Origin of the sequence: Pseudonocardia endophytica, assembly GCF_004339565.1 — a bacterium.
GTDB classification, from domain to species: Bacteria; Actinomycetota; Actinomycetes; order Mycobacteriales; family Pseudonocardiaceae; genus Pseudonocardia; species Pseudonocardia endophytica.
Window position 1 is genome coordinate 1,295,679 of sequence record NZ_SMFZ01000001.1, and the last position, 19,926, is coordinate 1,315,604.

General features: G+C 73.6%; 17 protein-coding genes. 2 read left to right on the plus strand and 15 right to left on the minus strand.

Going from position 1 to position 19,926, the window contains the following annotated elements:
- Positions 1-3: 3 nt before the first annotated feature.
- The 9 genes from EV378_RS05690 to EV378_RS05730 all read right to left on the minus strand — a co-directional run bounded on the left by EV378_RS05690 (position 4) and on the right by EV378_RS05730 (position 8,694).
- On the minus strand, positions 4-366 hold the full coding sequence (locus EV378_RS05690; RefSeq protein ID WP_132421652.1) for a response regulator: 363 nt from the start codon (positions 364-366) through the stop codon (positions 4-6).
- A gap of 75 nt (positions 367-441) precedes the next feature.
- Positions 442-1,125: a response regulator transcription factor gene (locus EV378_RS05695; protein ID WP_243653303.1), complete on the minus strand. Its 684-nt coding sequence runs from the start codon at positions 1,123-1,125 to the stop codon at positions 442-444.
- 3 nt (positions 1,126-1,128) lie between these two features.
- Positions 1,129-2,475 (minus strand): M16 family metallopeptidase, encoded by a 1,347-nt coding sequence (locus EV378_RS05700; protein WP_341540409.1) that lies wholly within the window; start codon positions 2,473-2,475, stop codon positions 1,129-1,131.
- 2 nt (positions 2,476-2,477) lie between these two features.
- Positions 2,478-4,766, minus strand: coding sequence for a polyribonucleotide nucleotidyltransferase (locus EV378_RS05705; protein ID WP_132421654.1), 2,289 nt, complete (start codon positions 4,764-4,766; stop codon positions 2,478-2,480).
- A gap of 225 nt (positions 4,767-4,991) precedes the next feature.
- Positions 4,992-5,261 carry a 30S ribosomal protein S15 gene (gene rpsO / locus EV378_RS05710; protein ID WP_132421655.1) on the minus strand — a complete coding sequence of 90 codons (270 nt, stop codon included), beginning with the start codon at positions 5,259-5,261 and terminating at the stop codon, positions 4,992-4,994.
- 322 nt (positions 5,262-5,583) lie between these two features.
- Positions 5,584-6,093, minus strand: a complete 510-nt coding sequence (locus tag EV378_RS05715; RefSeq protein ID WP_132421656.1) for a helix-turn-helix domain-containing protein — start codon at positions 6,091-6,093, stop codon at positions 5,584-5,586.
- 63 nt (positions 6,094-6,156) lie between these two features.
- Positions 6,157-7,101 carry a bifunctional riboflavin kinase/FAD synthetase gene (locus tag EV378_RS05720; protein ID WP_132421657.1) on the minus strand — a complete coding sequence of 315 codons (945 nt, stop codon included), beginning with the start codon at positions 7,099-7,101 and terminating at the stop codon, positions 6,157-6,159.
- 26 nt (positions 7,102-7,127) lie between these two features.
- Entirely contained in the window at positions 7,128-8,012 is an 885-nt protein-coding gene (gene truB, locus EV378_RS05725) for a tRNA pseudouridine(55) synthase TruB (protein ID WP_132421658.1), read from the minus strand.
- A 22-nt stretch (positions 8,013-8,034) separates the two neighbouring features.
- Positions 8,035-8,694: a response regulator transcription factor gene (locus tag EV378_RS05730; protein ID WP_132421659.1), complete on the minus strand. Its 660-nt coding sequence runs from the start codon at positions 8,692-8,694 to the stop codon at positions 8,035-8,037.
- Between the two features lie 120 nt (positions 8,695-8,814).
- On the opposite strand from EV378_RS05730, the gene EV378_RS05735 reads away from it, so the two are divergent.
- Together EV378_RS05735 and EV378_RS05740 are read left to right on the plus strand one after the other, a co-directional pair.
- The gene (locus tag EV378_RS05735; protein WP_132421660.1) at positions 8,815-10,257 is read left to right on the plus strand and encodes a cation:dicarboxylate symporter family transporter; all 1,443 of its coding nucleotides are present in this window, start codon (positions 8,815-8,817) and stop codon (positions 10,255-10,257) included.
- 56 nt (positions 10,258-10,313) lie between these two features.
- The gene (locus tag EV378_RS05740) at positions 10,314-12,248 is read left to right on the plus strand and encodes a sensor histidine kinase (protein WP_132421661.1); all 1,935 of its coding nucleotides are present in this window, start codon (positions 10,314-10,316) and stop codon (positions 12,246-12,248) included.
- Between the two features lie 385 nt (positions 12,249-12,633).
- Here the strand turns inward: EV378_RS05740 and EV378_RS05745 are convergent, their stop codons facing one another.
- From EV378_RS05745 to infB, 6 genes are all read right to left on the minus strand, one after another.
- Complete coding sequence (locus tag EV378_RS05745; RefSeq protein ID WP_279389594.1) at positions 12,634-13,944, minus strand: MATE family efflux transporter; 1,311 nt, start codon at positions 13,942-13,944, stop codon at positions 12,634-12,636.
- Positions 13,945-14,017: 73 nt separating this feature from the next.
- Complete coding sequence (locus EV378_RS05750; RefSeq protein ID WP_132421663.1) at positions 14,018-14,656, minus strand: class I SAM-dependent methyltransferase; 639 nt, start codon at positions 14,654-14,656, stop codon at positions 14,018-14,020.
- A gap of 73 nt (positions 14,657-14,729) precedes the next feature.
- Positions 14,730-15,725, minus strand: coding sequence for a DHH family phosphoesterase (locus EV378_RS05755; protein WP_165922156.1), 996 nt, complete (start codon positions 15,723-15,725; stop codon positions 14,730-14,732).
- Positions 15,726-15,861: 136 nt separating this feature from the next.
- Positions 15,862-16,314 (minus strand): 30S ribosome-binding factor RbfA, encoded by a 453-nt coding sequence (gene rbfA, locus EV378_RS05760; RefSeq protein WP_132421665.1) that lies wholly within the window; start codon positions 16,312-16,314, stop codon positions 15,862-15,864.
- Between the two features lie 47 nt (positions 16,315-16,361).
- Positions 16,362-16,652 carry a DUF503 domain-containing protein gene (locus tag EV378_RS05765; RefSeq protein ID WP_132421666.1) on the minus strand — a complete coding sequence of 97 codons (291 nt, stop codon included), beginning with the start codon at positions 16,650-16,652 and terminating at the stop codon, positions 16,362-16,364.
- 77 nt (positions 16,653-16,729) lie between these two features.
- A complete protein-coding gene (infB, locus tag EV378_RS05770; RefSeq protein ID WP_132421667.1) occupies positions 16,730-19,846 on the minus strand; it encodes a translation initiation factor IF-2 in 3,117 nt (1,038 codons plus the stop codon).
- Between the last annotated feature and the right edge of the window lie 80 nt (positions 19,847-19,926).

Genomic DNA, 19,926 nt, shown 5'->3' on the forward strand with positions numbered 1-19,926 from the left:
CGCTCAGGCCGCCGCCCAGGCGTCCTCCAGCACGAACGGGTCGAACGCCGACTTCGCGAGGAAGTCGAGCGCGCCCGCCGCCAGCGCGCGGGGCCGGAAGTCGGCCGGGTCGTGGGTGGACAGCATCAGCACCCGCGTCGCCGGACACGCGGCCCGGATCCGCCGGGTGGCCTCGAACCCGTCGAGATCGGGCATGTTCATGTCCATCAGCACCAGCTCGGGGGTCAGCCGCGCGGCCGCGTCCACGCCGTCCGCACCACCGCAGGCCTCGCCGACGACCGTGAACCCGTCGGCCATCTCCACGACCATCCGGGCCACGTCACGGAACGCGGCCTGGTCGTCGACGATCAGCACGCCCACCGGCACGGCGTCGATGATCCCCGGAACGGGCCGCGGCCGGAACCGTGCGCACCCGTACCGGCCGGGGGTGCAGGCACCCCCTCAGGCGCCGTCGGTCGCGGCCAGGTACAGCAGGACGGCCCGGACCCGGTGATGGCTGTCCGGCTCCTCGGCCAGCCCGAGCTTCGCGAAGATCGAGTTGATGTGCTTCTCCACCGCCCGTGACGACAGCGAGAGCCGTTCGCCGAGCGCACGGTTGTTGGCCCCGCGGGCGATCTGCGCGAGCACCTCGCGCTCGCGGGCGGTGAGGTCGTCGACCGGTGACCGCCGGGTCCGCGCGCTGATCAGGGCGTCGACGACGGCGCGGTCCACGACCGACCCGCCGCCGTGGACCTCGCGGATCGCGTGGACCAGGTCGTCGACGTCCCCGATCCGCTCCTTGAGCAGGTACGCGCGCCGGGCCGAGCCGTCGGAGAACAGGCGGACGGCGTAGCCCTCCTCGACGTACTGGGACAGCACGACGACGCCGATGCCGGGATGCTCGCGACGCAGCTGCTGCGCGGCCCGCACACCCTCGTCGGTCTGTGTCGGGGGCATCCGGATGTCGGTCAGCACGACGTCCGGGACGGTGTCCCCGACGGCCGCGAGCAGCTCCGGCAGGTCGCCGCACGTCCCCACCAGCTCGAGATCGTCCTGGGTCTCGACGATCGCCCGGACGCCCTCGCGGACGACGAAGTTGTCCTCGGCGAGCAGCACGCGGATCGGCGCCGCCCGTCCGGTCGTCACGGCTCAGCCCAGGTCGCGCAGCGGTGCGGGGAGGTCGTCCACGCCGTCGTACGGCCCGACGACGGCCGCCGTGAGCGGCTGCGAGAGCAGCTCGGCTGCCGCGACGGCCACGTCGTCGGTGGTGACCGCCTCGATCCGGCCGAGCGTCTCGGCCAGCGAGCGCTGGCGCCCGTGGTCGAGCTCGGAGCGTCCGATCCGGTTCATCCGCGACGCCGTGTCCTCGCACCCGAGCACCAGCCCGCCGCGCAGCGAGCCCTGGGCCCGCTTCACCTCGGCGTCGGTGAGCCCGTGCGCGGCGACCTCGCCCAGCACGTCGCGCACGACGGCGACGACCTCGCCGAGCCGCTCCGGCGCGCACCCCGCGTACACCGACAGCGAGCCGGCGTCGGCGTAGCGGACCTGCGACGAGAACACCTGGTAGGCCAGTCCGCGCTGCTCGCGGACCTGCTGGAACAGCCGGGAGCTCAGACCGCCACCGAGCGCGGTGTTGAGCACCGCCAGCGTCGCGCGGCCGGGGACGTGCCGCCCGGGCCCTGGGACGCCGAGCATGACGTGGGCCTGCTCGGACTCGTCGAACTCGCACGCCAGGGCGCTCTCGCGGACCGGCTGGATGCCCCGCGCGGCACGCGGCGGCTCGCTGCGGTGCCCGGCGTGCGCGGCGGACGCACCGGCCAGGGCGGTGCCGACGAGCTCCGCGATCCGGTCGTGCTCGAGGTTCCCGGCGGCCGCGACCACCATCCGCGGCGTCGTGTACTCGCCGCGCCAGAACGCGTGCAGCGTGTCCCGGCTCATGCTCTTGATCGACTCCTCGGAGCCGATCACCGGGAGGCCCAGCGGGTGGTCGCCGAACAGCGTGCGGTCGAACAGCTCGCCGAGGAGGTCCTCCGGGTCGTCGTCGCGCATCGAGATCTCCTCGAGCACGACGCCGCGTTCCAGCTCGACGTCGGTGTGCGCCAGTTCCGCGTTCGTCACCACGTCGGCGAGCACGTCCACGGCCAGCGCGACGTCGGAGTCCAGGACGTGCGCGTAGTAGCAGGTGTGCTCCTTGGCGGTGAACGCGTTCACCTCGCCGCCGACCGCGTCCATCTCCTCGGCGATGTCGGACGCCGTCCGCCGCCCGGTGCCCTTGAACAGCAGGTGCTCCAGGTAGTGCGCGGCGCCGGCCTGGTCCGGGCCCTCGTCGACGGAGCCGATGCCGATCCAGATGCCCAGCGCCACCGACCGCACCGACGGCACGGTCTCGGTGACCAGCCGGGCCCCGCCGGGAAGCTCGCTCCGCACGACGCCGGCGGCGCCGGAGACCCGGGAGTCCGGGTCCGGCGCCGCCGGTGTGTCGTTCGCGTCGATCACTCTCAGCTCGGGTTCGACGCCGTCGCCTCGGCGCCCTCCGTGGCGAGCGGAGCGTCCGGGTCGGCACCGTCGCCGGCACCGTCCTCCTCCACCACCGGGATCAGGCTGATCTTGCCCCGGTTGTCGATGTCGGTGACCTCGACGCGGAGCTTGTCACCGACCTTGGCGACGTCCTCGACCTTGCCGATGCGCTTGCCGTTGCCCAGCTTCGAGATGTGCACGAGGCCGTCCTTGCCGGGCACCAGCGAGACGAACGCGCCGAACGCGGCCGTCTTCACGACCGTGCCGAGGAACCGCTCGCCGATCTTCGGCAGCTGCGGGTTCGCGATCGCGTTGATCATGCCGATCGCCTGCTCGGCCGACGGGCCGTCGTTGGCGCCGACGTAGATCGTGCCGTCGTCCTCGATCGAGATGTCGGCACCGGTCTGCTCGGTGATCGAGTTGATCATCTTGCCCTTCGGGCCGATCACCTCGCCGATCTTGTCGACCGGGACCTTCACCGCGGTGACCCGCGGCGCGTACTTCGACATCTCGTCCGGGCCGTCGATCGCCTCGCCGATCACCTCGAGGATGGTCAGGCGGGCGTCCTTGGCCTGGTTCAGCGCGGCGGCCAGTACCTCGGACGGGATGCCGTCGAGCTTCGTGTCCAGCTGCAGCGCGGTGACGAAGTCCTTCGTGCCGGCCACCTTGAAGTCCATGTCGCCGAACGCGTCCTCGGCGCCGAGGATGTCGGTCAGCGCGACGTAGGACGTCTGGCCGTCGACCTCGTCGGACACCAGGCCCATCGCGATGCCCGCGACCGGGGCCTTCAGCGGCACTCCGGCGTTGAGCAGCGACATCGTGGACGCGCAGACCGAGCCCATCGACGTCGAGCCGTTCGAGCCCAGGGCCTCGGAGACCTGGCGGATCGCGTACGGGAACTCGTCGCGGTTCGGCAGGACCGGGATCAGCGCACGCTCGGCGAGCGCGCCGTGGCCGATCTCGCGCCGCTTCGGCGAGCCGACGCGGCCGGTCTCGCCGGTCGAGAACGGCGGGAAGTTGTAGTGGTGCAGGTAGCGCTTGGAGGTCTCCGGACCGAGCGAGTCGATCGTCTGCTCCATGCGCAGCATGTTCAGCGTGGTGACACCCAGGATCTGGGTCTCGCCGCGCTCGAACAGCGCCGAGCCGTGCGCCCGCGGGACGACCTCGACCTCGGCCGACAGCGGCCGGATGTCGGTGATGCCGCGGCCGTCGATGCGGACCTGGTCGCGCAGGATGCGCTGGCGGACGAGCTTCTTGTTGAGCGACTTGAACGCCGCCCCCAGCTCGCTCTCGCGGCCCTCGAAGCGCTCGCCGAGCTTCTCGAGCACCGACGCCTTGATCTCGTCGGTCCGGTTGTCCCGGTCCTGCTTGCCGTGGATCTGCAGGGCCTGGGCCAGCTCCTGCTCGGCGGCCTCGGTGACGGCCTCCAGCGTGTCCGGCTGGTAGGCCGGGAACAGCGGGTAGTCCGCGGTCGGCTTCGCCGCGACGTCGGCCAGCTGCTGCTGGGCGACGCACAGGCTGCGGATGAACGGCTTGGCCGCCTCCAGCCCGTCGGCGACGACCTGCTCGGTCGGGGCGGTGGCGCCCTCGGCGATCAGCGCGATGGTCTGCTCGGCCGCCTCGGCCTCGACCATCATGATCGCGACGTCGTCACCGACGACGCGGCCGGCCACGACCATGTCGAACACGGCGCGCTCGAGCTGGTCGTGCGTCGGGAACGCGACCCACTGGGTGTCGGTCCCGGCGTCGTTCGCGATCAGCGCGACGCGCACGCCGCCGACCGGGCCGGAGAACGGCAGGCCGGCGAGCTGGGTGGACGCCGACGCGGCGTTGATCGCCACGACGTCGTACGGGTCCTTCGGGTCCAGCGACATCACCGTGATGACGACCTGGACCTCGTTGCGGACGCCGTCGGCGAACGACGGGCGCAGCGGGCGGTCGATCAGGCGGCAGGTCAGGATCGCGTCGGTGCCGGGGCGGCCCTCGCGGCGGAAGAACGAGCCGGGGATGCGGCCCGCGGCGTACATCCGCTCCTCGACGTCCACGGTGAGCGGGAAGAAGTCGAACTGGTCCTTCGGCCGCTTCGAGGCGGTCGTCGCGGACAGCAGCATCGTCTCGTCGTCCAGGTAGGCGACGACGGAGCCGGCGGCCTGGCGGGCCAGCCGGCCGGTCTCGAAGCGGACCGTGCGGGTGCCGTAGGCACCGTTGTCGATGACGGCGGTGCTCTCGTGCACGCCGTCCTCGGGGTCCACGGTGATCGGATCTGTCATGTGTGGAGTGCTCTCCGTCTTCTACGGTGCACCACCGCGCCCGTCCGGGAGATCCTCGTCGGGCCGGTCTTCGATCGAAGCCCTCGGGAACCCGTGGTTCCCGGGAGCCACTACCGAGGACCGGCGGATGCTCGGGCCGGCACGGCGATGCAGTTGTCTCGTGGTGCTGCGGTGCTCTGCGTCGCGACCCGGCACCGGGGGCGCCGGTACCGGGTCGCGGGAGGGTCAGCGGCGGATGCCGAGCCGCTCGATCAGCGAGCGGTAGCGCATGACGTCCACCTCGCGCAGGTAGGACAGCAGCCTCTTGCGGCGCCCGACCAGCAGGAGCAGGCCGCGTCGCGAGTGGTGGTCGTGCTTGTGGTGCTTCAGGTGCTCGGTCAGGCCGGTGATGCGCTGGGTCAGCAGCGCGATCTGCGCCTCCGGCGAGCCGGTGTCGGTCGCGTGGGTCCCGTAGGTCTCCAGCGTGGACTTCTTCTGCTCCGTGGTCAGTGCCACAGGTCGTACTCCTTCGTGATCAGACGGTCCGTGGGGCCTCCCGTTCGCGTGCGGCGCTCTCGACTCTCCTGCGCCTGCCGCCCTCGGGCCGGTAGACGGTCTCGGCCACCACGGACTGCAGCCGGACCCAGACCGAAACGTTACCAGCGGGCCCCGACGGACCGACCGGCGACCCGCCTGACCACCACCGACGCGGTCCGGGCCGGCGGTCCGGCGTGAGATGCGCGTGATGGTCGTTCCGGGCGCTCGCTGGAACCACCACCATCATCTCACGCGGGAGAGCCGATCCGTGGATGGTGACCCGGCACGAACCCGACGTGGGTCAGCGCACCGGGCGGCTCGCGGCCCGTCGCAGCACCTCGGCGATCTCCGGGAACGACGTCGCCAGCGCCGCAGCGGCCGCGACCAGCCGGGCCGGCGGGGAGACGCCGCGCAACGCGTCGTCGGCGGTCGGCGTCGGGCGCCGCGGGCCGGGGACCATCGGTGTCACGATCCGCGACGTCCCGGTGACCTCGGCCGACGACCAGCGCAGCTTCGCCGCGTGCACGTGCTGGAGCAGGGCGGGCACGTCGTCCGGCGGCACCGGGCCGCGCGCGCAGCGCTCGTCGAGCGCGATCAGGCGGGACAGCACGGCCGGGTCGCCGATCTTCACCCGCCGTCCGCTGACCAGCTGGCTGAGCATGGCCGGGCTCAGCCCGAGCGTGGCCGCGAGCCGCGCCTGGGTGACCCCGAGCGCGGCGGTGAGCCGGTGCACCCGCTCGGCCAGCGGCGCGCCGTAGAGCTCACGCTGCCGCTCCCGGTTCGCGGTCGTGTCGGACTGGTCGCTGGCCATGCCGCCGATCCTGCTCCGCGGCGCCGCTCGCCACGGCGGAACCACGAAACCGAGTGCTTCCACTCAATCCGCCGGTTTCGGCTCCGCGTCCAGCAGCTCCCTGGTCCGCTCGACATCGAGCCGCATCTGGGCGATCAGCGGCTCCAGCCCGTCGTAGGTCTCCTGGCCCCGCAGGCGCTCGACGAACTCGACACCGACCTCGTGGCCGTAGAAGTCCTCGTCGACGTCCAGCACGTACGCCTCCACGGTGCGGACCCGGCCGGAGAACGTCGGGTTGCTGCCGACCGAGATCGCCGCGGGCAGCCTGCGGTCACCGATCCGGAACCACCCGGCGTAGACGCCGTCGGCCGGGATCGCCGTGTACGGGGGGCAGGCGATGTTCGCGGTAGGGAATCCGAGGTCGCGACCGCGCTTGTGCCCGTGCACGACGACGCCGTCGATCCGGTGCCAGCGACCGAGCGCGGCCGCGGCGGCGGCCACCGCACCGGCGTCGATGCAGGAGCGGATGTAGGTCGAGGAGAACGTGACCTCGTGGTCGCTGATCAGCTCCAGCGCCTCGCTGGTGAACCCGAACCGCCCGCCGAGCCGCTCCAGCTCGCGGACGTCGCCCTCGGCGCGGTAGCCGAACGTGAAGTTGCTGCCGACCACGACGACGGCCGCGTGCAGCCGGTCCACGAGCACCGAGTGCACGAACTCGTCCGGCGGCATCCGCAGCAGCTCGGGCGTGAACGGGATGACGCAGAAGACGTCGGCCCCGCACGCCGCGACGAGCTCGGCCCGTCGATCCAGTGTGGACAGCCGCGCCGGGTGGGTGCCCGGCCGGACCAGCTCGGTGGGGTGCGGGTCGAACGTCACGACGACGACCGGCAGAGCCCGTTCGATGCCCCGCTGCACGGCGCGTTCGATCAGCTGCCGGTGGCCGCGGTGCACGCCGTCGAACACGCCGACGGTCACGACGGACCGACCCCACCCCGGTGGAACGGACTCCAGTCCCCGCCAGCGCTGCACGCCCACCAGCCTACGAACCCGCCTGCTCAGCTTCCGGCGGGGGCGAGCACGACGACCGGCCGGGCCGTCCGCCCCCGGTCGGCCATCAGCGCCAGCGCGCGGCCGTCCGGGGCGAACACGCCGTACGTGCCGTCGATCCCGGCCGCGGGAAGCGACTTCCCGTGACCGACGTCGACGGCGCCGGCGTCGTCGACGTCGTGGCGCGGAAACGCGGCGGCGACGGCGCCGGCCAGGTCGAGCGAGAGCCCGGGCGCCTCGGCGAGCTGTTCGACGGTCCGGGCGTGCTCCAGCGTGAACGGACCGACCCGGGTGCGGCGCAGCGCCGTCAGATGACCGCCGACGCCGAGCGCCTCCCCCAGGTCGCGGGCGAGCGCGCGCACGTAGGTGCCGGAGGAGCACTCCACGACGACGTCGAGGTCGGTCACCCCCTCACCCCGGCGCACGTCGGCGAGGAAGAACGCCGACACGGTCACCCGGCGGGCCGGGATCTCAACGGTCTCGCCGTCGCGCACCCGCTGGTAGGCGCGCTTGCCGTCGATCTTCACGGCGCTCACCGCACTGGGGACCTGGTCGATGTCCCCGCTCAGGGCGGCCATCCCGGCCCGGACCGCGTCCTCGGCGACGTCCGCGGCGTCGGCTGTGGACACGGTGTCGCCCTGGGCGTCGTCGGTCGTGGTGGCGGCGCCGAGCCGGATCGTCGCGTGGTACGCCTTCGTGTCCAGCGTGAGGTGCCCGAGCAGCTTCGTCGCGCGCTCGATCCCGATCACCAGCACGCCGGTCGCCATCGGGTCCAGGGTCCCGGCGTGCCCGACCTTGCGGGTGCCCATGATCCGCCGGAGCGCGCCGACGACGTCGTGCGACGTGGGGCCGGACGCCTTGTCGACGATCACGAGACCGGGTGGGGGTGGCACGGCTAGATCCTCCCAGCGCGCCTCAGCGGGCCAGGCGGTACCCGACACCACGCACCGTGCTGACCACCTCGCGCGCCCCGAGCTTGGAGCGCAGCGACGCGACGTGCGCCTCCAGCGTGCGGGCCGCGGACGCGTCGGTCGTGCCCCACACCTGCTCCAGCAGCTCCGCGCGTTCGACGACGGCACCCTCCCGTCGGGCGAGCGCGGCGAGCAGGTCGAACTCCTTGCGGGTCACCGCGATCTCCGCGCCCGCGGCGGTGACGACGCGACGGTCCAGGTGCACCGTCACGTCGCCGACGTGCACGTCGGCGGCGACGGCGGCACCGGTGCTGCGGCGCAGCACGGCCTCGATCCGGGCCAGCAGCTCGTCGGTGGACACGGGCTTGACCAGGTAGTCGTCGGCTCCGCTGCGCAGCCCCTGCACGCGGGCGTCGACGTCGCCGCGGCCGGTGATCGCCAGGATCGGCACCCGGGAGCGCCCGCGGATCTCGCGGCAGACGCCGAGCCCGTCGCGGTCCGGCAGGCCCATGTCGAGCAGCACGACGTCCGGCTCCGCCTCGTCGAGCACGGCGAGACACTCTCCCCCGCTGCCGACCAGCCGCGTCGTGTAGCCGGCCCTGGTCAGGGTGCGCCGCAACGCGTCGCCGAGCACGGCGTCGTCCTCGACCAGCAGCACCCGCACGGGGACACCGTAGTGGCCCGCTTCCTCAAGAGTCCCTCAAAGCTCGGTGACGCGGCGTTGACCGGATTGTCGGTGGCCCGCCTTACTGTGCGCACCGTTACAGCCGTCGAGGAGGACGTCATGGCCGAGGCCACCACAGCGGAGAGGGCGCCGACACCGCGGAAGCGGCGCTACTACCAGCAGCTCTGGTTCTGGGTGCTGATCGGCATCGCCGCGGGCATCGTGCTCGGCCTGGTGGCCCCCGGTGTCGCCAAGGAGACCAAGTGGCTGGCCGACGCGTTCGTCCAGATGATCAAGGTCATCATCGGCCCGGTCATCTTCTGCACTGTGATCGTCGGTATCGCGTCGCTGGGCAACCTGGCCAGGGCCGGTGGGCTGGCGCTGCGCGCGCTGGCCTACTTCCTGCTGATGACCGTGCTGGCACTGTCGCTGGGGCTGATCGCGGCGAACGTGTTCCAGCCCGGTGCGGGCTTCGAGGGCGTGCCGTCCGCGTCGGACGTCGCGAAGGCCACCGAGCAGGCCGGTGAGGGCGGCCAGGAGTCGGGCGTGATCCCGTTCATCCAGGACAGCCTGCTCCCGAAGAGCTTCCTCGGCCCGTTCGTGGACAACTCGGTCCTGCAGGTGCTGGTGCTCGCCATCCTGACCGCCTGCGCGATCAGCGCGCTGTCGCCGAGCCTGCGCGGGCGGCTGGTGAGCGGCATCGAGTCCATCTCGAAGGTGATCTTCGGGATCATCAAGCTGATCATGTGGGCGGCGCCGGTGGCCGCGTTCGGCGGCATGGCGTACACGGTCGGCCAGTTCGGGACGGCCTCGCTGGGCAACCTGGTCTTCCTGATGGCCGTGTTCTGGGGCACCTGCGCGGTGTTCATCCTGGTCGTGCTCGGCGCCGTGTCCGCGTTCTGCGGGTTCAACATCCTCAAGGTGATCCGGCTCGTGAAGGACGAGCTCCTGATCATCGTCGGCACGTCGTCGTCGGAGTCGGTGCTCCCGCGGCTGCTGACGAAGCTGGAGTCGGCGGGTGCGTCCAAGCAGACCGTCGGCATGGTGATCCCGACCGGGTACTCGTTCAACCTGGACGGCACCTGCATCTACCTGACGCTGGGCGCGCTGTTCATCATCCAGGCCGGTGGCGAGACCCTGCCGATCGGCGTCCAGATCGGACTGGCCGTGCTGATGGTGCTCACCTCGAAGGGTGCCGCGGGAGTCACCGGCGCCGGGCTGGTCACGCTGGCCGCGTCGCTGCAGGCGTTCGGCGGCGAGTTCTTCACGCCGGAGGCGATCGTCGTCGGCCTGGCGCTGATCGTCGGCATCGACCGCGTGATGAGCGAGGGACGCGCGCTGACGAACATGATCGGCAACGTGGTCGCGACGTTCGTGGTCGCCCGCTGGAACGGTGAGCTCGACCAGGACCGGCTGCGCGCCGTGCTGGACGACCCGAGGCTCGTCGAGGCCGACATGGAGGCCGAGCACGGCGCGGCGGCCGACGACGAGCACGACGACGCCTCCCCCGGCGAGGACGGCGGCAGGACCGCCGAGCGGCAGCCGGCCGGGACGCCGGGCTGACGGCCCGCGAGGCCGTAGGGGTGGTCCGGGCCGGGGCGGGGGCGCACGATGTCCCCGTGCCCCGGCCCGGACGCGTTCCCCAGCGGCGATCCCGCCTGGTCCGGCGGCTGCTCGCGCTCCAGGTCGTGACCGTCCTGCTGACCGTCGGCGGCCTGGCCGCACTCGCCGTGTGGGGTGCCCAGCAGATCCAGGAGGAGGCGGCCGGACGGCTGACCCGCGCGACGGCCGCCGCGCTCGCCGGGGACCCGGCCGTGGTGGACGCGCTCACCCGCGGCGGCGACGTCGCCGCGCTTTCCGCCCGGATGCAGCCGCTCGCCGAGCGGGTGCGGGCCGCGTCGAACACCGGGTTCGTCGTCGTGATGGCTCCCGACGGCACCCGCTACAGCCACGCCGAGCCGGACCGGATCGGCGGCGTCTACCAGGGCACCCTCGCCCCGGCGCTGGCCGGGCGGACGCTCACCGAGGTGTTCCCGGGCACGCTCGGGCCGAGCGTGCGGACGGTCGTGCCGGTGCTCTCCGGGGATCGCGTCGTCGGTGCCGTCTCCGTTGGCGTGCTGCAGACCCGGGTCAGCGACCTCGCCCTGCTGTATCTGCCGTGGATCGCGGTCTCGGCGGGCGTCGCGCTGCTGCTCGGCGTGGGACTGGCCGTGCTGGTGGCGCGACGCCTGCGACGCCAGACGCTCGGGCTGGAGCCCGAGGAGATCACCGCGGCGTACACGCACCACGACGCGGTACTGCACGCCGTCGGTGAGGGGCTGCTGGTCGTCGACGGCGACGGGCACCTCGTCGTGGTGAACGCCGAGGCCAGACGGTTGCTGGCACTCGGTCCCGACGGCAGCGACCCGACCTTGCGCGATGCCACGACGAGCGGCCCGACCCCGCGCAACGCCGGGATCGGCAGCGATGCGGCCTTGCACAACGGCGGCACGGACGGCAGCCCGACCACGCCCGATGCTCGGACGGGCGACAACGCCACCTCGGGCCGGCCGGCGATCGAAGCGGACCCCGCGGCTCCGGGCACACGTGTGGACGGGCTGGCCGCGGATCCCGCCGTGCTCGCCGTCCTGGACCGCGGCCTGCGCGAGGACCTCCGCGACGAGCCGGCGCTGGCCGGGGAGCGGGTGCTGCTGGTCAACAGCCGAACCGCGGGCCCCGCGGCGGGACCGGGCACGCGGGTGTTCACCCTGCGCGACCGCACCGAGCTGGCCGGGGCCCTGCGCGAACGCGACGACGCCCGGGACAAGGTCGCCGCGCTGTCCGCCCAGGCGCACGAGTTCGGCAACCGGCTGCAGACCGTGCTCACGCTGATGGAGCTCGGCGACACCGCGGACGCGACCCGCGCCGGCGTCGCGGCACTGGACCGGTCCCGCGGTCCCGGGGCCGCCGTCGCCGCCGAGGTGGTCGACCCGGTACTGGCCGCTCTGCTCGCGGACAAGGCGTGGACGGCCACCGACGGCGGCGTGACACTCGTGGTGACCGACCGGCACCGTCCGGGCGACCTGCCCGGCGACCGCCTCCCCTACTCCGCCGACGACCTGCTCTCGCTCGTCGGGAACCTGGTGGACAACGCGCTCGAGGCCGTCGCCGCCGTCCCGCACGGCAGTCCCCGCGAGGTGCGGGTGACGCTCGGCCCCGACCCCGACCCCGACCACGGCACAGGCGGCCTGGAGCTGGAGATCGCCGACACCGGGCCGGGCATCCCGGACGACGTGGTCGCCGAGCTGTTCACGTACGGCTTCAGCACCCGGGCGGAGGGCGCCGACCGCCCCCGCGGCATCGGCCTGGCGCTGGTGGACCGGATCACCCGCCGGCTCGGTGGAACGGTGGAGGTGGTGTCCGCCGGTCAGGACGGAGGAACGGTGTTCACGGTGCGCCTGCCGGCACCCGACACCGGCGCAGCCACAACGGCGGACGAGCCCGCCGGAGCCGCTCCGGGAGATCTCGCGTCCGACGCGCCCGGTCCGGACCTGCCCGCCGACGCACGTCGCTGACCGATACTCCCGCCGGAACCGATGCGGGGCCGGTCGCGTCCACTAGCGCCCGCGGCCGGCGGCCACCCAGCCGCGCCCGTGCAACACCACCGGCCGACGCGCCGGTCGGCCGTCCGGGGCGGATCCGCGCCACAGGTGGCAGCGATTCCACCGGCCAGCGCCACGACGGCCAGCGCGGCGGCCCGGACGAACGATCACCCGGACGGATCGGCTCCGCCACACCTCGCACCGTCGCACCCTGCGTCGCCGCCATGATCCGCAGGACGCGCGCGGAACGGGTGCACGCACGCGTCCCGGCACGCGCGTTCTCCAGGCACGCGAGCGTTCTCCGGACCAGCGCGCGGACCGGGCGGATCATGGAGGCGAGGCGTGATCCCGACCGGTCTCAACCGCGGACGGCGCCGGGGACCGCCCAGGCGCCGGAGCGGGCTCTCCACCCCACGGCGACGAGGCGCACCAGCATGAACGCTGCCAGGCCGGCCCAGATGCCGGCCAGGCCCCATCCGAAGCCCAGCGACGCCCAGATCAACGGCAGGAACCCGGCCAGGGCGGCGACGAGCGTCGTCGTACGCAGGAACGCGGCGTCCCCGGCACCGAGCAGGACGCCGTCGAGCGCGAACACCACACCGGCGATCGGTTGCAGCGCGGCGAAGAACCACCACGGCACGCCGACCGCGTCAAGCACGGCCGGGTCGGCGGTGAACACGCCCGGCAGTACCGCGTAGAGCGCGGCGAACAGCACGCCGAACCCGACGCCCAGCACGGCGCCGTAGCGGGTCACCCGGGCGGCGAGCGCGCGAGCCCGCGAGGTGCCGTCCGGGTCGCGTCCCGCCGAGCCGAGCGCGGCGCCGACGAGCGACTGCGCGGCGATCGCGACGGCGTCCAGCACGAGCGCCTGGAACACCCACAGCTGCAGCACGATCTGGTGCGCCGCAACGGAGGCGGCGCCGAAGCGGGCGGCGACGGCCGTCGCGGACAGGAAGCAGGCCTGGAATCCGAGCGAGCGCAGGAGCAGGTCGCGTCCCATCGTGGACTGCGCGCGGAGCACGGCGGGCACCGGCCGCAGCCGGACCGGGTCGGACGCCCGCGCGACGGCCCGCTCGGCGAGCAGCGCCCGGAGGAACAGCGCGGCCGACACGCTCTGGGCGACGACGTTCGCGACGGCGGAGCCCTCCAGCCCCCACCCGTCCCAGGACCCGATGCCGTGCACCAGGAACGGGCACAGCACGGCGGACAGACCGTTGCCGGCCAGCACGTAGCGCATCGGGCGGACCGTGTCCTGCACGCCGCGCATCCAGCCGTTGCCGGCGAGCGTGACCAGCACCATCGGGGCGCCGAGCAGCGCGATCCGCAGCCAGGACGTCGCGCCGTCGGCCACCGCGGCGCCGTCCGGGCCGCTCCCGGCCAGTGCGCCGGTCACCGGTCCGGCCACCAGCTGCCCGACACCGAGCACGAGCAGGCCGACGGCCAGTGCGAGCCACGTCGCCTGCACGCCCTCGACCACGGCCGACCCGCGCCGCCCGGCACCGTGCAGGCGCGCCGCACGCGCCGTCGTGCCGTAGGACAGGAAGTTCAGCTGCGTGGTGACCTGTCCGAACAGGACGCCCGCCACGGCGAGGCCGGCCAGCGGGACGGCCCCGAGGCGTCCGACGACGGCCGTGTCGACCAGGACGTAGAGCGGCTCGGCGGCCAGCACCGGCAGCGCGGGGACCGCCAGCCGAAGGATCTCGCGGGCGCCGCCGCCGTCGGGACGATCGGTACGGATGGCCTCAGTCCGCGGTGCGGGCGGCGCCGCGCGGACGGCGGCACAGGTAGCAGAACGCGGGCGGCAGGTTGCGCCATACCGTGCGGGTCACGATGACCTCGTCGAACGTGTCGTGCAGCGTCGCGCGGAACCGGCGCGCGGACGGCAGCGGCATCCCGAACGAGTAGGCGAACGTCGCGAACACGCCCGTGTCACCGATCGCCGAGACGACCTGGTCCAGGATGGACCGCTGGGTGTCGTTGCCGAACAACGACCACGGGAGTCCGCTTATCACGGCGTCCACCCGCTTCAGGTCGCGCTCGGCGAGCAGCGACATCAGCTCGGCGGCATCACCGGTCACGACCTCGACGCCCGGGTGCGCCCGCGACAGGTACCCGGCCATCGCCGGGTCCAGCTCGACGGCGAGGTGCCGGGCGGTCTCCGGGAGCCGCCGCGACACCGCGGCCGTCACCGCGCCCGTGCCGGGCCCGAGCTCGACCACCACCGGGCTGCCCTGGCTCGGCGCCACGAGCGCCAGCTTCGCGGACAGCACCGGTGAGCTCGGCGCCACCGCACCGATCCGGCCCGGGTTGCGGACCCAGGCCCCCAGGAACTCGCGCCACGCGGGCTCGGCTCCGACGGCCGGTGCGGGCTCGGGCGTCACGTCGTCCTCCTTCAGGGGTCGTCGCCGAGCACGCTACGGCCCCGGCAGCGGCGACGCTCGACCCGGTCCGGCGTCACGTCCCCTGCCCGACCGTCTCCGCCACCAGCGCCTCACGCAGCGCCTCCAGCACACCGTCGGCCGTCCCGCCCAGCTCAGCGCCCGCGGCGCCGCGGTGCCCGCCCCCGCCCAGCCGCCGCGCGACCGCGGAGAGATCGGGGCGGCCGGTACCGCGCAGTGAGACCGACCACGTCCCGTCCTGGCACTCGGTGAGCAGTGCCGCGACGCCATGGCCGGCCGTGGCCGCCAGCTGGCCCATCACGGAGCCGACCTGCTCACCGAACCGGCCCGCCGTCGCGGCGTCCACCCTGGCCCAGACGAGCCCGGCGCCTGCGACCGCGTCCGGCTCGCGGTGCGCGCCGGCCAGGATCGTCGCGAGCGCGGCGAGCCACCCGAACGGCCGGTCGCCGTTCAGGCCCCGCATCAGCGACGCCGGCTCGGCCCCCGCCTCGACGAGCTCGGCCGCGAGCCGCAACGTCGGGGCGCCGCCTGCCCGCAACCCGCCGGTGTCGGTGTACAGGCCGGCGAACAGGGCGCTGGCCTGGTTGGCGTCCAGCGGCTCCCCGAGCTCGGCCAGCACCTGCCGGACGAGCGTGACGGTCGCCGGCGCCGTCGGGTCGACGAACTGGTGGGTGCCGAACGGGACGAACGAGACATGGTGGTCGATGACGAGCGACGCGCCCGCCGTGTCCAGGCGGTCGGCCAGCGATCCGAGGCGGCGGCGCTCCGACGCGTCGCAGCAGACCAGGAGGTCCGGCGAGGGCGGGGCGTCAGCCGCGTGTACGACGATCCCGTCCGGGTCGAGCGTGCGCAGCCGGTCCGCGATCGGCCCCGGGTCCCCGACCGCGACCACCGCGGGAACGCCGCGCCTGCGCATCGCCGTCGCGACCGATACCGCGCAGCCGAGCGTGTCCGGGTCCGGCCCGACATGGCCGAGGACGAGCACGTCCGACGCGTCTCGCAGCAGCGCGGCGGCGCCGCCCGCGTCCACCGCTCCCGGATCCGGGCGCATCTCGGACCAACCCCCGTCAGTCGCGACCGGTGCTCCCGGCCACCAGGGCTCACCCCGCCCTGCGGCGGCCGCATCCGGTTCCGGCGAGGATAGCGCCTCCGGCGTGGTCGCACCGGCCATGTGACGCAGCCCCTGTTCAGTCCAGGTCGGCTGCGTCCTCACGCGGGGCGCGGTACGGGTCGGCGTCGCCCGCGGGCGTTGCGCCCGCCGCCAGACGCGCGACCTCGGCGTCGGACTCCCTGGTACGGGCCAGCAGCTCCTCCATCCGGCGGGCCTCGTCCGGCACCTCGTCGGCGACGAACGCGAGGCTCGGCGTGTGCCGGATGCCGGTCTGCTGACCGACCCGGCTGCGCAGGACGCCGGTGGCGCTGGCCAACGCCGCGGCCGCGCCGGCCGCGTCCGGCGCGGCGTCCACCGAGGACCCGAGCACCGTGTAGAACACGGTGGCCTCACGGAGGTCACCGGTCACGCGGGCGTCGGTGATCGTCACCATGGACAGCCGCGGATCCTTGACCTCGTGCTCGAGTGCCTCCGCGACGATCTGCGAGATCCGCTTCGCCAGCTTGCGGGCGCGCGCGTGGTCGACCATGTAGTTCCCTCCTCAGTACCGATGCGCAGCTCCGGCAGGCTCCGTGCTCAGTCCTCCGGCCCGAGCATCCGGTGCCGCACCGACAGCAGCTCCAGCTCGGGGCGGGCGGCGACCAGCCGCTCGCACCGTTCCAGCAACGCCGTCACGTGCCCGGCGTCGGCGGCGACGCAGCTGACACCGAGCAGCGCCCTGCGGTGCAGGTCGAGGTGTCCGGCCTCGGCGGCGGCCACCTCGAAGCGACGAAGGTCGGCCAGCACCGGCCGGACGACCGCCCTCTTCTGCTTCAACGACCGCACGTCGCCGAGCAGGACGTCACACTCCAGCGCGCCCACGAACACGCACCCAGCCTGACACGCCCCGGCTCCGGGCCACCACCAGGTCGGCGGTACCTCCGGAGCCGGGACGCTCGGACGGATCAGGCGCGCGGCTTCTCGCGCATCTCGAACGTCTCGATCACGTCTCCGACCTTGATGTCGGAGTAGCTCCCGAGCGTCAGACCGCACTCGTAGCCCTCGCGGACCTCGACCACGTCGTCCTTGAACCGCCGTAGCGAGCTGACCGGCAGGTTCTCGTGGATCACCGTCGAGTCCCGCATGAGACGGGCGCGGGCGTTGCGGCGGATCTCGCCACCCATGACCAGGCAGCCGGCGATCGTGCCGAACTTGGAGGACTTGAAGACCTCGCGGACCTCCGCCCGTCCGAGCTCGACCTCCTCGTACTCCGGCTTGAGCATGCCCTTCAGGGCCTGCTCGATCTCCTCGATCGCCTGGTAGATCACCGAGTAGTAGCGGATCTCCACGCCCTCGCGGTTGGCCAGCTCCGTGGCCTTGCCCTCGGCACGGACGTTGAAGCCCATGACGATGACGTTGTCCGCGATGGCGAGGTTGATGTCGCCCTCGGTGATGCCGCCGACGCCGCGGTGGATCACCCGGAGCTCGACGTCCTCGCCCACGTCCAGCTTCATCAGGGCGTCCTCGAGTGCCTCGACGGTACCCGAGTTGTCACCCTTGATGATCAGGTTGAGGGTGTTCGTCTCCTTCAGCGCGGCGTCCAGATCCTCCAGGCTGACGCGCTTGCGACGGCTCGCCAGCTCGGCGTTGCGCTCACGCGCGCGCCGACGGTCGGCGATCTGGCGGGCCACCCGGTCCTCGTCGACGACGAGGAACGTGTCGCCCGCACCCGGCACCGACGTCAGGCCGATGACCTGCACGGGCCGCGACGGGAGGGCCTCCTCCACGTCGTTGCCGAGCTCGTCGATCATCCGCCGGACACGGCCGGACGCGTCGCCCGCGACGACCGAGTCCCCGACGCGGAGCGTGCCGCGCTGGACCAGGACCGTCGCGACCGGGCCGCGGCCGCGGTCCAGGTGACCCTCGATCGTGACGCCCTGGGCGTCCATGTCGGGGTTCGCCCGCAGATCCAGCGACGCGTCCGCGGTCAGGACGATCGCCTCGAGCAGCTGCTCGATGTTGGTCCCCTGGCGTGCCGAGATGTCGACGAACATCGTCTCGCCGCCGTACTCCTCGGCCACCAGGTTGTACTCGGTCAGCTGCTGGCGGACCTTCTGCGGGTTGGCGCCCTCGACATCGATCTTGTTCACCGCGACCACGATCGGCAGGTCGGCCGCCTGGGCGTGGTTGATCGACTCCACGGTCTGGGGCATCACGCCGTCGTCCGCCGCCACCACGATGACCGCGATGTCGGTGGCCTTCGCACCGCGGGCACGCATGGCGGTGAACGCCTCGTGACCCGGGGTGTCGATGAACGTGATCTCCCGCTCGTTGCCGTCGACCTCGGTCTCGACCTGGTAGGCGCCGATGTGCTGGGTGATGCCGCCGGCCTCGCCCTCGCGGACGTTGGTCTTGCGGATCGTGTCCAGCAGTCGCGTCTTACCGTGGTCGACGTGACCCATGATGGTCACCACCGGCGGACGGGCCGCCAGGGCGTCCTCGTCACCCGGATCACCGAAGTCGATGTCGAAGGACTCGAGCAGCGCCCGGTCCTCCTCCTCCGGGCTGACGACCTGGATGTTGTAGTTCATCTCCTGGCCGAGCAGCTCGAGGATCTCGTCCGAGACCGACGCCGTCGCCGTGATCATCTCGCCCAGGTGGAACAGCACCTGGACCAGCGACGCCGGGTTGGCGTTGATCTTCTCGGCGAAGTCGGTGAGCGACGAACCGCGCGGGAGCCGGATCGTCTCGCCGCCGCCCTTGGGCAGACGGACGCCGCCGACCGACGGCGCCTGCATGGCGTCGTACTCCTGCCGCTTCTGCCGCTTCGACTTGCGACCCCGCCGCGCCGGACCGCCGGGACGGCCGAACGCACCCGCGGCACCGCCGCGGCCACGCGCGCCGCCACCACCCGGGCGACCGCGGAAGCCACCGCCTGCGGGCGGAGCACCGCCGCCACCGGGACCACCGCCGCCACCGGGGCGGAAGCCACCGCCGCCGCCACCGGGACCACCGCGACCGCCACCGGGACCACCGCGACCGCCACCGGGACCGCCACGGCCGCCACCGGGACCACCGCGACCGCCGCCGGGGCCACCGCCGCCGGGACGTCCCGCGGCCGGACGCGCGGGCATCATGCCCGGGTTCGGACGCGGAGGCATGTTGCCGGGCGACGGACGCGGACCACCGCGGCCGGCCTCACCGCCGGGACGCTGGGCGGGACGCGGAGGCGCCTGACCACCCTGCGCCGCCGGAGCGGCCGGCTGACCACCCTGACCGCCCTGACCACCCTGACCACCCTGGCCGCCGCCCTGGTTGCCGCCGCCCTGCTGGGCGGGCGGACCGGGGCGGGGCGCGGACGGCCGCGGCGGGGCGCCCTGGCCGACACCGAACGGGTTGTTGCCGACGCGCGGCTGGCGCGGGCCGGGCTTGGGTCCGGCCGGACGCGTGGCCGACGAGTCGGACCCACCGCCGGACGGCCGCTGACGGTCGCCGTCCTGACCCGGACGGGCCTGACCACGGTCGCCGGACGGCTCCTGCTCGTTCGAACCGGGGCGCGGGCCGGGCTTCGGCGCGCCGGGACGCTCCTGGCCCGGAGCCGGAGCGGCCGGACGCTGCTGCTCCGGCGCGGGGGCCGGAGCGGCACTGGCCGCCGGGGCGGCCGGGGTCTCCGGAGCCGCGGGCGCCGGGGCCTGCGGACGCGGACCGGGCTTCGGCGCTCCGCCGGGGCCGGGCTTCGGCGCGCCGGGCGTCGGGCCGGGCTTGGGCGCGCCGCCGGACGGACCGGGCTTCGGCGTCGGACGGGACGGCGACGGCGCGCCGCTCCCGCCGGTGCGACGCGGGGCCGGGCCGCCGCCACGGGGGCGCTCGCCACCCGGGACGCCACGGCGCTGACCGTTGCCGTTGCCGGACGAGGAACCGCCGCCTGCCATCGCGTCGCGCAGCTTGCGCGCGACGGGGGCCTCGACGGTGGAGGACGGGGACTTCACGAACTCCCCGAGGTCCTGGAGCTTGCTCAGGACCTGCTTGCTGCTGACGCCGAGCTCCTTGGCGAGCTCATGGACGCGGGCCTTGCCTGCCACTGATCTCCTTGTTCGTACTCGGAGGTCGGGCGGCGGACCCGCACGACCTCTGGCCTAGTGACGAAGCACGTTCATGGTGC

What these genes read in the sequence shown, in the direction of transcription:
- EV378_RS05705 (WP_132421654.1), bottom strand. Translation starts at nt 4,766, where the DNA reads ATGACAGATCCGATCACCGTGGACCCCGAGGACGGCGTGCACGAGAGC.
- EV378_RS05715 (WP_132421656.1), bottom strand. Translation starts at nt 6,093, where the DNA reads ATGGCCAGCGACCAGTCCGACACGACCGCGAACCGGGAGCGGCAGCGT.
- EV378_RS05735 (WP_132421660.1), top strand. Translation starts at nt 8,815, where the DNA reads ATGGCCGAGGCCACCACAGCGGAGAGGGCGCCGACACCGCGGAAGCGG.
- EV378_RS05755 (WP_165922156.1), bottom strand. Translation starts at nt 15,725, where the DNA reads ATGCGCCCGGATCCGGGAGCGGTGGACGCGGGCGGCGCCGCCGCGCTG.
- rbfA (WP_132421665.1), bottom strand. Translation starts at nt 16,314, where the DNA reads ATGGTCGACCACGCGCGCGCCCGCAAGCTGGCGAAGCGGATCTCGCAG.